Genomic DNA, 12,715 nt, shown 5'->3' with positions numbered 1-12,715 from the left:
TCTTGCAACCTTTTATGCACTACCCTCTTATATAATCACTTTAAATCCATTCACCAACTCACTGTCATCAGGAACTTCAAACTTAGGCTCCATAAAATTAAACATCATATCCGTAACTTCGAAGGAATAAATTTTAGGGTCTTTTTCTACGTTTCGATTTACGATCCGTTGTCTTCGAGTTTCTTTCAACGCATCAAGGTAGTGAATTTCTACTTTGATATTCAACGAATTAGCTTTATTTACAAAGATGTCGCGCTGAGCCTTTGTTGTAAAACCCAAATCAAGCACAACATTGCCACCTAACGCTAAAATTTGCTCACTCACCTCCCATATTTGGTCATAACAACGACTGACACGTTCCATAATCAAAGTGAAATCAAGTGAGGTCATATCTTTAGCAAATAGAGTCTGCATCCATGGATCTATTGAGAACTTAACTGCTTCAATTTCCTCACATACCGATATTGAGTATGTTGTCTTACCAGCACCAATAGGTCCACAAACTAGTATTAACCTAGCCATTTTCAAAATCCTTTCCGTATTATCCGTGAGTGGCGCGAATACTGTGAGATAAAGGTAACTTGCGTGATACCTCCACGAACTCACAATGGGAAGCGGAAAATAGGTTTCAGCCATATCGGCTAAACCCTACCTCTTCCCTAATCGATATTACGTAACACTCATTACCTTTTTCTTGAACTCGCTATCTTTCCCATTGCTGTGGAGCAACCGCCGCTTGTGTGCCGACCTTAACGACTTTCCCACCATGGTTGTCAGCATAGAGAGTGGCATCAGCCGCATTAGCGAACCAAAGAATTGGATAGCCTGCATCACGTAATTCAATGCTATTAGGGAGGATTGAGCCTTCTGGAGCAGTAATGATGTGCTGTTTAAATTCAGCCCAGCATTTCGCCCCATTTTCAGCAGCGAGCATCTGTAATAAATGTTTACGTTGGATAATCTTCGTGTTGCTCTTGAGTTCAACCAGTGAGGTATTAGTCAACACCTTAGAATTAAGCAGTCGCCTAAGTACAGGTAAAGAATGAGCCAACGATGCTGACTGAGCTAACTTTTGTAAACCTTTAGCTTCTCGAAGCCATAGTTGGAGATCTGGGTTGTTTTGATGACGCATATCGTCCTCCGTTTATTCAACCTACTCGCTATCGGTTACGGGGTGATATACAAGTGAAATGCTTGCTTAAATATGTTTACGCGTTGGTACAATCGTTTTTGCGAGACAGGCATCCAACTTGCCTAGATCCAAAGGCTACTACTCTTCGTTTAAATAATCAACAGCACTCAATAATTAAACTAAGAAGAATCAGAACTGATCATTGGGATTCGGAGTACAAACTGAAAAGCCATAAGCCATAAGCCATAAGCCATAAGCCATAAGCCATAAGCCATAAGCCTAGATTATTTTAAGAATCCTAAGTCTTGGACCGAAAAATTGGCTAAATTTGGAAATATATAATCCATTGCACTATCCGTTCTCACTCCCATCCATTTTGCGATTGTTGCACCAATTTGCTCAACGGAAGTGGTCGGGATCATTCGCCCTTTATTGAAATCATTCTCTCCATCAAGGATTAACGATGGCCACTGTCCGTATAACTGTCGGCCATTTAGTGCGCCGCCCATCACCAGGTGATTGCTTGCCCAACCATGGTCGGTTCCAGACCCATTACTCGCTAAGCGTCGACCAAAATCAGACATTGTCATGGTGGTTACTTTATCGTTTAGTCCTGATACCTCCATCGATTGATTGAACGCGGCTAGCGACTGGCTCAAAGCGCTCATTAATTCTGCATGGTCATTCAATTGGTTAGCATGTGTATCAAAACCACCTAATCCGACAAAGTAAACTTGTCTTTGGTGACCTAGCTGATCACTCGATTTGATCAGTCGTGCAACTGTATGTAACTGATGGCTTAGAGAAATATCAGGGAAATGTTCCTCTTCCGGTATCGAATCAATTGCTGTTGCAAGTGTATCTCTTATCGAAATTGAATCACTCTTCACACGATCAAACTCCCGCCCAAATGCAGTTAAAGGAGACAGACTCATCACTTGATCAAAACTCTTACGGCGTTGGGCATTATTAATGGCATTCACTTTTGGCAACGACGATGCATTAATAAGGTTAGCGCTATGATCTCTACCGTTCAGTAGCTGAGCATATCCATTAAGGCTAAATGTAGGGCTAATGGCGTCAGTCTCGCTACTGAGTACATCCATCAATCGTCCGGCCCAACCTAACGTTGTTGTACTTCCAGACCAACCCCGTTGCCATTCAGTTTGTTGTGAATTGTGAGAGAACAAAAAGGGGGGCATCGCATGTGTCCCGTCCTTTAACCCCACTTTTGTTGAAGGTTCAATTAAGACTCCACTGTTAGCAATGGCAATCATGTTTCCACTATCAAACAGGCTTTGAACATGAACCATGGATGGGTGTAAACCTAATGTCAGCTCTGACCCTGTATTCAATGCTAAAGGCAGTAATGACGCTTGAGGGATAGCAATATCTGGACGCGCAGCAGCGTATTCATCATAGTGAGTATTATCATTCGGCATCAGCATGTTAAAGCCATCATTGCCACCGAACAAAAACACACAAACCAGCGCTTTGTAATCATTATTTGGCAACGCATGTGCCGAGCCGGTACCCATCATCGAAACAAGTGGTGTCGATGCCATAGCAGCCAACAGTTGACGACGTGAAATCATTGGGCTAGCTCCTCAATATGAAACTCTTGGCTCGTCACGACAATATAAAGTGCATTGCGGACCTTTAAACTTTGCTGCGTATCGCGAAGGCTTTCTAAAGACTCCAATACCACAGATCTAAGTGGCTCACTCATTCTTTGAGAAAGTAATCGCTTCTCAAGCTCTTCGATCAATGCTGTGTGGTCATTAGCGATCGCTTCTAAAGGTGCCGTATTTATGACAATGCGTTTAGGATTATCTTCACCCTCGTAATTTGTTCTGCCCGTTGCATTCCAAAGCTGATTATTGGTGAGAATGAAATTATTCCAGCTCAGTATCTCGAACTCTGGTGCAACATCATTTGCGGTAGCGATCTCACCATTTGGGGCGTAGTCTGGAGAAAAGAAATTGAACACACTGGGCGAACCAAGTGGAGACTGCCCATATGACCTGAACATGTCGATAGAGTTATGGAATCGTCCTGAAGGGTCAGCTGATTTTGCTTCAAATGCGCGGAAAAAATTGGTCATGGCTATCAAGGGTTCTTTCATCTTAACGGGTGAACGATCACCACCGTTAAGAGCTTCGCTGTCCGTTAGAATCCCGCGAATTACCGCTTTAAGATCACCTCTAACGCCTTCACCATTATCGCTGAATAGTGCACTAATTCGAGCGACATAAGCTGGAGAAGGGTTGGAAGTAACCAATCTCTGGATAAGATGCTTACTGATTAACGGAGCTGTATTCGAGTGATTAAGCAGCATGTCCATGGCTTGTGCCATATCTTGCTCGGCAGTTTGCCCTTGCGCAAACACTTCGCCCAACACCATCTTTTCTTCATCATCATGACGTTCAGGGTAAGCGACCATTGGCAGGAACCAATTCCCATCTTTAGAACCCCACGATGGTCTAGATTTTTCAGCTATGTGCCAACCAGTAAATACCCGTGCAAGGTTTTCTATGTCATCCTGCGAGTAAGTCGGGGTCAGTTGACCTTGACTACCAAGTTTCTCTGTACCATCGGAATTTAATTCATACAGCCCGATGCTAAACAATTGCATAACTTCTCGTGCATAATTTTCATCGGGGTAGCGATTGTTCTCAGGATCAGCTTTTTGGTTAGCCATCATTGACAAATAATCACCCATCGCAGCATGAAGCGTCACTGATTCAATCAGATCACGATAATTGCCAAAAGCATGCTTGATGAGCATGTCGTAGTAGTCGGTCATCTCTAGTGCACGACCACCCAAGCTAGCGCCATAACGCGAAATCACGAAAATTTCACTCAATGCAAACGCGACACGCTGTCGTAATTGATCTGGTGCATTAATGCTGATATCCCACCAAACTGCCACGCGATCTGTTTGGTTGTAAGTGTCTTTATCAGCTTCAAGTGGGTAAGATTTCAGGCGTGTTGAGTGCAAACTTGGGACCGCAGAAAACTGCTTATCTAGCCAATTAATATAGCCTAAGCTTTCTAATTCTTGATAGGAGTTTGGCTGTGGACCAAATGTCGAACGATAGAGAAGATCGTAACGCTGATCTTGAGTCAGGGAAGCAGGTTCAGGAGTACCACCATTTCCCGAACTACTATCTTCTCCGCCACATGCCGAAAGCAATGAGAGGCTAACGAAGCATATACATAATTTGAAGCTAAAACGCTTTAACATAGAAAACAACTCAGAAATCTTATTGCTGCAGGTGATTTTTCCGAACACTAACGAAGATCATCATCTACAGCAATCTAACCCAATATAAATTGTGCGACGGGTTCATATTTGACAATGAAGTAGCAAAATTACTCAAGCCATATCGCTGATTACGATATACACACCCACTTAGCCTTACAAAAGAGTGTAGCTCATTCCTCGAAAAAGCTATTTGTCACCAACTCATCGAACTCAAGCCGAGACTTTGCTTCTTCTAGAAACATTTACCTGGTGACTTCTATAAAATTAGTATCGTATTGAGATAATTCCCTTTGTGAAACGCCAATCGCTTTCGATACGTTCGTTAATGAAGCCCGTTCTCTATCCATCAGTTTAGCTTTTGATGCTATAGAGTTGAATCTGCAGCAAATGCCTGATGGGAAGTTAAGAAAGGTGATACTGATGAGAAGCGGCAAACCTGAAAGAAAGGTACGCCTCAATAGTTTTTCAACAGATACGAAAAAACATCGCGACAAAGCGATAAGTTTGAAATTTATTTGAAACTGAATTGAGGAATTAAACATTGCTCTGACTGAGCTAATTGGAGCGTGCAGCGGGAATCGAACCCGTATCATCAGCTTGAAAGGATTACACCCTCTCAATTTTTTAACCGCACATCATATCAAAATCATTATTTTCAATCCCAAGCTATCTGTTCAACCTGCGCCTGACTCAAGCCATAAGGTTTATCAACCGTACATTGTCTAGACCAAGCCCAACTACCACCAATACTTTGGACTTTGCCCGAGTTTTCGAGTGATTTGCTAAAGCTAGCTCTTTCTCTTCAAACAATAAATCTTCTTCATTCCAACTCCAATTACTTCGGTCATCTGCCTCTGACAACGGTGATACTATCGTGGATGGTGTTTTCGCATCGACCTCGGCAGTTAACCACGCGCATCTGCGCCTTCGGTTAACCATGCTTTATCTATCGGGCTAATCGATGAAGAAGATATTCTATTTTGTTCAGCCTGAATATCACTCGAAATCATATTCCCCAACGCATCAATTAGATATGAAAACCCAGCCATAAGGCTGGGCTAAAAACTACTTTTTAAGTTTACTTGATGAAAACCTCTTCCTAATCCAAACCTCTTGGGAAATAAAGGCTAAAACGCACAGTATGAAAGCGAACCACACTTGAAAAGCGAAACTACCCGCAGTGGCAAAGAATAAAAAATTATCGATATTAATGAGCTTACTATGTTCTTTATATTCAATCCCCTCGGAGCCATAATACCGTTCCATTTCAGAAAATGCTTTTTCATTCATGAATGCATGCATAAATGCTCGTCTTGATAGGTACCAAATTAATAAAAAGAATATGGCACCTGGTGCAATAAAGTTTTTTCCATGCTCTCTACCAAAGTCATATGGCCATAATTCAACAATTGTCTCATATTCAACAATATGGAGAAGCAATGCGAAAAACAATGCTGCTAATATATAACTAACCTGCCAGTTTAGCTCTGTAACTGACTTCTCATAGGCATTTTTTTCAGGAAAATCCCGTTGAATTTTAAGCATGCCATAGTAAACATTATATGTAAGTAACTTAATTTTATTTAACATTTGAGTTTCCGTTATTGGTTCTTCTGGTTATTTAAATAACCTTGAAGGTGCCACTGGGAAGGCGTCGGTGTTGGCCCTATATCCTTCTGATTGTCGAGACCACTATAAAACAAGGCAGACCATCCATTTACCTCCTGCCCTGCGCGGTCACCATACCTAATTTCGTAACCTTTAAACTGTTGTACAGCAACATCAAGCCCCGAATACGCAATACCAAGAGGGCTGAATCTAGTAAGATAACCCGCCTTACTTAATGTTGATATCGAGGCAGCCGCATCCACAACATATTTGATAGACTTAGACATATCTAGTCGCTCTGAGCAACATCTATGAATGCATTCATAACTGTCACCCCTAGGCCTAATTTGGTAGTAAAATCACCGGCAGCAATAAAGGCACATTTGAACAACGTCGTATTTATAGGTGAAGTTATAAGTGTATTACTATACTTACCTATTCCATTTGGTCACCGCGCAAATTTCCAATAGGAATGATCACATGAATAATTTATCATCAGACAGGAAAATCTCTCGCAACAAAGCGCTAAAAATATTTTCATTTCAATAAATTTGGGGAGGGTAAACATTGCTCTGACTGAGCTAATTGGAGCGTGCAGCGGGAATCGAACCCGCAATCATCAGCTTGGAAGGCTTACACCCACTCGAATACAAATATAAGAACAAAATCACAAAGCCTTTAAAATCATGCATTTATATTGACCTCATCATTTACATCCAACACCGTTTAATGCCATGCTATTAAAATTATAGACTCAAAATATAAGATATCTATAGATACTTTTGGTACCTTTTTATAAGGAAATGGTAATTTCATGCGTACAATACTTTCTGAAACAAAGAAGAAAAACTTATCCGTATTCCCCCACCCTGCTGCTAAAAGTGCCTATGATTTCTTCCATGCTCAACAATATCGTTTCGATTCTTCAAAGCTAAAACGAGAACAAATTAAAAAATTAAAAAATTAAATAATTAAATAATTAAATAATTAAATAAGCATCAAATATATCGGGCGGTCTGTATTTCAAAAGATACCATTGGAATCATTTCTGGCTTCGAAACCCTTGGGCTTTCAGTTTCTAACTTTGACTTAACCAATGCCGATGTGATCATTCATTCCGAAATCACTGATGAAGAAATTTCAGAAATTGCATGGCTCTCTGTATTAAAAATTATCTTCTCTTCAATTGATAATCATGCAACCGAATTAATGCGTAATGACTTAAATATCTCAGCACCTCCCAGCCTGATGACATCTCTTTTTCATCATGAAATGTTGACTCAAAGCAACCTTGCAGATTTAACAAACATGAGTGTTTCAGGATTAAAAAAGCAAAGTAAAAAACGAATCATCGCATCTCAAATTAAAACTAAGAAGCCTGATTTTTTTCAGTGTTAAGAGGGAAGAGTAATGAAAGAAAGTAGCTCAGAAGGATTCACACATAATCAGCTTGAGTTCCTTAATGAAATTTTCTATCAAGATGCGTCTGAAGATTTTTCTGGAGTTATTGCTGATGAGATTTTACGACTCTATGACCTACTTCCTGACACTTTTAAAAATGACATTAATGAGTTCGATTGGTGGATACGATACGCTCAAGATCTTGCAAATAATCCTTCACCATTTTCTTTACTAGAGATAAATAAAACGCTTCATAAACGACAACTCATTACGACATTAGAGCTCGCATCTTTTATTACCTCATCCATACAATTAAAATCTTATGATCAGGACAAATTTGATCTTTATAAAGCGATTTCATTAGTGACTTTGGCGCACCTTTCTTCACTTGGAGATCACCGAGCAAAGATTAATAAACTGACAAATGAAATGCGACAATATGCTCAAGGTCGACGAAAAAAATTAGTCTCTTTATTACCTGATTTAAAAAAGCATAACTTCGATTCAGTTATGAAAAAGTTCGAAGAAGATATCGAATCTGATGAAACGAATGAACAACAGAAGTTACAACTAACTCACTTCAGAAACGCAATTCGTGACAGCTATATGGAGCGTCAAGGGATCCATAGAAAAGTCGACTCTAGGACATTCGTTAAAGACTCAAGATTATTAAAATCCTCTGCTCAATTTTTGGATGATAAACGTCGGGAATCTATTACTGAGATTCGTGAAGTCTTTGCACAAATCACGACAAAAGAGACACACGAGGTTGAGGACTATGGTAAGAGCGAACGTTCAATTTCTTTAGTCACTTCTACTGACTTTATTAAACAAGATAAGTATGTAAACGCCCTTCGTTCTAGAGCAATTAACAAATCAATTGCTCGACGAGAGATGAACCTTGCTTGCAACATTAATCACGTCAATGATTTTGATATTTCGATTCTTGTTCGCCACTGCATTGATGCAATCAGACAAGAAACAAAAGAAATGAAAGTAGCAAAAGCTGCGATGCTTATGCTTTATTCAGGTAGCACTCTTGACGCCATTAAACACTGGAAACCGTTCCGAGTGAGGAAAGGGGCTTCTCTCGCTGGTGTATTACACTCACTGGAATTACCAGCGGTCAAAAATCTCAGTAACGATGTAAATGAAATAGTAAGTGATATTGAAATTAATTACGTCATTCATTTTCCACTTAACATCCTCGACCAATTATCAAATTTTCGGTTCGAAGAAGTAGAGCGTGAAGATATCTCGGCTTTGCTATCAAACATCAAGAAAGAGCATCAGTCTGCACCTTCTATCTCTGCTATATCGCGCTATATGAAACAAGTGATGACCGATTGGAGTGTTGATATCTGCATCATTGAACTCATTACAGCAAACGAAATACAAAATGAACCCGCGAGATACTACACACTGATCCCCAAAAGCGATCTATACAAACAATATGAACGTTATACCAAGCATTTAGGGGAGCTCAGTAAAAGTAACTTTATTGATGACTTTGCTGATATAGAAAAAACAGGATGCTTAGGTTCGCCATTCCTATTCAATAATGACATTTTGAAGATTCTGCTAGGACAATTTAATCGTTACTTCGATAAAATAAAACGCAGTGATATCGATTACTTCTCAAACGCTTATCACAACATGCGAATTTTAGAGCTTCAAATCATTATTGGGATAGCAAGTGGGTATCGAGCTGTCATCGACCAATTTGGTCTATTCAGTGATATTCATCTAGATACTGGAATGTACCGTATTGCAGATAAAGAGCGTGATACATTCTACTCTGGAAGAGTAGTCATACTAGGTGAGATCGCTCTTAATAAAATTAAAGCGTACAAACGCTATTGCGAAGAAGCATTTATATATCACCAACCTCACTCCATGCATGTTAGCCACGCTTACCTTGAAGCAATCGATTCTCAACGAGCTTTTTGTTTCTACATCGAAAAAAACAAGATTGTGCCTCTCTCACCTCGCAGCAGTGAAAAACAAATGAAATACATTTTACCTGTTCAAGTGAATTGGACTCGTCACTACCTGCGTTCATTCTTATATTCAAAAAATGTATCCGATGAGATCATCGCTGCATTTTTAGGGCATCAGTATATGAACTTATTACCATTCTCTCAGTTCAGTCAATTAACAATATTAGAAATCAAAAACATAGCAGATCTTATCGATAAGCAACTTAATAGATGCCTAAAAGGAGAGCTCTAATGCCTCAGTTAATAGGAGAACAACAAAGGGAAAATAGACGCATAGAACATATTCTAGCTGTCACACAGAAAGCAACTGAGTTATTTGAAATTTCATTTTCAAGTGCTGAACCTGTCAATTCACCCGAAGCATTTTCTATAGTATGGCAAGCATTCGAAGAGAATCTTACTAATACTTTTGGTGCTTCTAAAGACTTTAAGCTCGCATTTAAGTGTGGTGAGCATTTACTAACTCAGTTCAATAAAAGTAACTCACTATCATACTCCCCTGCTAGCTCGGTTATCAGTAATAAGCCAGATAAACAAACTCGAGATGGTAAATGGCTAAAGAATGCATGGTCTATTTATGATCAATATGAAGCTTGGCGAAAAGAACACTTAACTCCAGATAATGCTCAAAGAGACGTTCGTTATCAAAGCCTAATCCTGTCCCTTATCTTTGAATCTGGTCAAATGAATAGTGATGTCATTAAGGCATTCAATCAAGCCCTGGTGAGCAGTAACGGACTGAAATTACAGCGACATACTTGTTATACCTATGTAGCCCTTCAACTTGATAGCTCTAGCGTAAACACAAACAGTGTGATTAACGGCAGTAAATTAATTGAACATCAATGTTATCTATCGCTGCATACGTTAGCCCAGCTTGACCTATGGCTCAGAGCCGATGATGACACTACATGGCGCATACCTGAAGATATTAAAACCATTTATTCAAGCATAACTAAAAACTTCGTTTCTCTTGAATTACTCCCTACTCGCTTAAATACATTTCTTCAGTGTACTGCGTTTTGGTTTGAAACACATCGTAATCCATCTATCAGCCAAGCACTTATAGATTATCGATCAAATAGGACAAGCTCTTCATGCCTACCAACTCGTAATCTAGAGCAATTGATTGCACCTAATATAATAATGCCCAAAGTTACGACTTTTTATGACTTTCATAGCCAAATCACGATCTCTAAACCAACAAAACAATCGGTGGAACATTCTCAACGGCTGGCTATAGACAATAATTCCTTCAATAGACTCATCCAAGAGCCTTTTCTAACAAAAGATGGTAAAAAAGTTAGCAAAAGTACGCTCAAAAAAACATTGAATGAGTTTATACACATTTATGATTTCCATCCGTGGCAAGCCTGTTTTGTTGAATGGCTACTGTATAAACTAGAAACATGCGAAGTCAGCTCAGTAAACCTTTACAGAACAACACTAATTAAAGACTGGATATACATTAATACCGAATTAGAATTAAATGCAAATCTGGACAATGTAGAACTAGAAGATATTTATCATCAACAAATAGCCCGACATTCTACTGAAAAGCAAAAAAACAACTTCACTGCTCGACTTAAAGATTTGCACGGGTTTGCCAGTCATTCACTTTCTTTACCAAGCCTCAGCTCTAGCTTCTTTCATTGTGATGCAACTCAGAAGCACACTCGTGCTGGTATAGTTGATGAAGTATTGTTCTATGCACTCTTAAGCCATATTAATACGTTAACTGACTTGAATAATTTCGATAAAACGAGCCTCAAAACACTCTGTATCATTGCCTATCGTTGTGGGCTTCGAATAAGCGAGATACGAAAGATTAAAATGGGTTATATCAGCCTCTGTGAAGAAGCATGGATCGAGGTCAGGTCAAACTCCGTTGCTAGCAATAAAACAGCAAGTAGTTTACGTAAGGTTCCAGTCATGACCTTGCTCCTCGAGCATGAAAAAGAGATTTTCGGTGCCCATCTTCGACATAAGCTTGCAACCACTAAAAGTAATACTGCTCTATTTATTACTATTGGTGATGCCACATCCTCTGCGTTCAATCCCTCGACGGTTTCAAACTATGTCGGTAGCTTTCTGAAATCCGCTACGAAATTAGACCATTTTGTATTTTACCACTTAAGACACTCAAGCTTGAGTCGTCTACAGTGCATTTTAGAACTTGAAAAGCCATTCATTGAGCTTCCCTACCTTTGTCCGTATGACGATGAACAACTTAAAAAAATTAAAACATTGTTATTTAAAAAGACAAAAGTGAAAGGTTATTGGGAGATAGCTGCGTTTGCAGGACATGAAGACCCTAGTACGACTTTTCTTCATTATTTACATATGAGCGACATACTTTCTATGCCACAACGTTCCGAATATCTGAAGCCAATAGATTCCAAGCAAGCTATAAAAACAGGTATGTTTAAGCACTCTCATTATTGGAAAATGAGTGAAAGGTATAACAAAAATGTGTCTGAAGCGTATGCTTTTTCTCCCTTGTACAAAAAGCTTCATGTCGAAGAGCTAAAGGTGACTGAATACCCAAACATGGTCAATGTTCCAGTCATCACCCCACGAGAACAGCAATCACTTTCGATAGAAGTCTGTTATCAAGTGCTTGAAGCAATAAGCGAAGGGCGTAACTTAGATGATTTAGTATTCAAGTACCAATTGAAAAGAATGACGATTGAAACATGGGTCGAAAATGTTTACTACATTAAATCAATTCGACCGCCATCATCTGACCCATCAATCTTACAAAGCCGTCTATTCAAGCAGAACAGACTTCATGCAATGGTACCGGGTCCATTAAAAACGCAAAGTGAAAAGGCGTACTTGAGTAAGTTCAATATCAAGCTCAAAGGCTATTATAAAGAGAACAAAGATAACTTTATTAGGCAGATAAACCACTGGCTTCAACACATATCAGTTAGTGAATCTGGCGTAACATTTACTGACCCAGATACTTTCACAGACTTCATGGAAGTATTCAGCTTTGGGATTGCCAAAGCTCATTGGCGTGTTATAACAAAAAACATGAAATCAAGCACATTAAAAGATGAGTGGCGCAATGCCTACAAAGGGCTCAAAGTATTGACAGAGATTAAGGGAACAAGCACTGGACGCAGTGGTCATGGCTCAGTTAGGTTAGAACTCATTCATCCAGATGAGAAAACAATAATTTCAGACACAGAAATGAGTAAGTACTCTTCTAACTTATTAAGCTACATTTTATTCTTTACGTTTGTAATGGTGAGAGTGAATTAAAAAACATACTGCTCCTACTTGCGTACCATAAAAATA

General features: G+C 39.4%; 11 protein-coding genes. 4 read left to right on the top strand and 7 right to left on the bottom strand.

Annotated features, from left to right (window positions below):
• Window positions 1-27: 27 nt before the first annotated feature.
• The 7 genes from OCU78_RS16455 to OCU78_RS16425 all read right to left on the bottom strand — a co-directional run bounded on the left by OCU78_RS16455 (window position 28) and on the right by OCU78_RS16425 (window position 6,295).
• A complete protein-coding gene (locus tag OCU78_RS16455; RefSeq protein WP_137375318.1) occupies window positions 28-522 on the bottom strand; it encodes an AAA family ATPase in 495 nt (164 codons plus the stop codon).
• 181 nt (window positions 523-703) lie between these two features.
• Window positions 704-1,132 carry a hypothetical protein gene (locus OCU78_RS16450; protein WP_137375319.1) on the bottom strand — a complete coding sequence of 143 codons (429 nt, stop codon included), beginning with the start codon at window positions 1,130-1,132 and terminating at the stop codon, window positions 704-706.
• 284 nt (window positions 1,133-1,416) lie between these two features.
• Entirely contained in the window at window positions 1,417-2,727 is a 1,311-nt protein-coding gene (locus tag OCU78_RS16445) for a DUF1501 domain-containing protein (protein WP_137375320.1), read from the bottom strand.
• A complete protein-coding gene (locus OCU78_RS16440; RefSeq protein WP_137375321.1) occupies window positions 2,724-4,379 on the bottom strand; it encodes a DUF1800 domain-containing protein in 1,656 nt (551 codons plus the stop codon). Before OCU78_RS16440 ends, OCU78_RS16445 begins: the two co-directional genes overlap by 4 nt.
• A 926-nt stretch (window positions 4,380-5,305) precedes the next feature.
• A complete protein-coding gene (locus OCU78_RS16435) occupies window positions 5,306-5,449 on the bottom strand; it encodes a hypothetical protein (protein WP_167494077.1) in 144 nt (47 codons plus the stop codon).
• Between the two features lie 16 nt (window positions 5,450-5,465).
• Window positions 5,466-5,990: a hypothetical protein gene (locus tag OCU78_RS16430; RefSeq protein WP_137375323.1), complete on the bottom strand. Its 525-nt coding sequence runs from the start codon at window positions 5,988-5,990 to the stop codon at window positions 5,466-5,468.
• 11 nt (window positions 5,991-6,001) lie between these two features.
• Window positions 6,002-6,295, bottom strand: a complete 294-nt coding sequence (locus OCU78_RS16425) for a hypothetical protein (RefSeq protein WP_137375324.1) — start codon at window positions 6,293-6,295, stop codon at window positions 6,002-6,004.
• 527 nt (window positions 6,296-6,822) lie between these two features.
• On the opposite strand from OCU78_RS16425, the gene OCU78_RS16420 reads away from it, so the two are divergent.
• From OCU78_RS16420 to OCU78_RS16405, 4 genes are all read left to right on the top strand, one after another.
• Window positions 6,823-6,975: a hypothetical protein gene (locus OCU78_RS16420; protein ID WP_167494078.1), complete on the top strand. Its 153-nt coding sequence runs from the start codon at window positions 6,823-6,825 to the stop codon at window positions 6,973-6,975.
• A gap of 137 nt (window positions 6,976-7,112) precedes the next feature.
• The gene (locus OCU78_RS16415; protein WP_137375325.1) at window positions 7,113-7,406 is read left to right on the top strand and encodes a hypothetical protein; all 294 of its coding nucleotides are present in this window, start codon (window positions 7,113-7,115) and stop codon (window positions 7,404-7,406) included.
• Window positions 7,407-7,418: 12 nt separating this feature from the next.
• Window positions 7,419-9,641 (top strand): hypothetical protein, encoded by a 2,223-nt coding sequence (locus OCU78_RS16410; RefSeq protein ID WP_137375326.1) that lies wholly within the window; start codon window positions 7,419-7,421, stop codon window positions 9,639-9,641.
• The gene (locus tag OCU78_RS16405; RefSeq protein ID WP_167494079.1) at window positions 9,641-12,679 is read left to right on the top strand and encodes a tyrosine-type recombinase/integrase; all 3,039 of its coding nucleotides are present in this window, start codon (window positions 9,641-9,643) and stop codon (window positions 12,677-12,679) included. Before OCU78_RS16410 ends, OCU78_RS16405 begins: the two co-directional genes overlap by 1 nt.
• The last annotated feature ends 36 nt before the right edge of the window (window positions 12,680-12,715 follow it).

This window comes from Vibrio gallaecicus, assembly GCF_024347495.1.
Taxonomy (GTDB): domain Bacteria; phylum Pseudomonadota; class Gammaproteobacteria; order Enterobacterales; family Vibrionaceae; genus Vibrio; species Vibrio gallaecicus.
This window is presented reverse-complemented; position numbering and strand designations above follow the sequence as displayed.

What these genes read in the sequence shown, in the direction of transcription:
- OCU78_RS16455 (WP_137375318.1), bottom strand. Translation starts at nt 522, where the DNA reads ATGGCTAGGTTAATACTAGTTTGTGGACCTATTGGTGCTGGTAAGACA.
- OCU78_RS16450 (WP_137375319.1), bottom strand. Translation starts at nt 1,132, where the DNA reads ATGCGTCATCAAAACAACCCAGATCTCCAACTATGGCTTCGAGAAGCT.
- OCU78_RS16445 (WP_137375320.1), bottom strand. Translation starts at nt 2,727, where the DNA reads ATGATTTCACGTCGTCAACTGTTGGCTGCTATGGCATCGACACCACTT.
- OCU78_RS16440 (WP_137375321.1), bottom strand. Translation starts at nt 4,379, where the DNA reads ATGTTAAAGCGTTTTAGCTTCAAATTATGTATATGCTTCGTTAGCCTC.
- OCU78_RS16435 (WP_167494077.1), bottom strand. Translation starts at nt 5,449, where the DNA reads ATGGCTGGGTTTTCATATCTAATTGATGCGTTGGGGAATATGATTTCG.
- OCU78_RS16430 (WP_137375323.1), bottom strand. Translation starts at nt 5,990, where the DNA reads ATGTTAAATAAAATTAAGTTACTTACATATAATGTTTACTATGGCATG.
- OCU78_RS16425 (WP_137375324.1), bottom strand. Translation starts at nt 6,295, where the DNA reads ATGTCTAAGTCTATCAAATATGTTGTGGATGCGGCTGCCTCGATATCA.
- OCU78_RS16420 (WP_167494078.1), top strand. Translation starts at nt 6,823, where the DNA reads ATGCGTACAATACTTTCTGAAACAAAGAAGAAAAACTTATCCGTATTC.
- OCU78_RS16410 (WP_137375326.1), top strand. Translation starts at nt 7,419, where the DNA reads ATGAAAGAAAGTAGCTCAGAAGGATTCACACATAATCAGCTTGAGTTC.
- OCU78_RS16405 (WP_167494079.1), top strand. Translation starts at nt 9,641, where the DNA reads ATGCCTCAGTTAATAGGAGAACAACAAAGGGAAAATAGACGCATAGAA.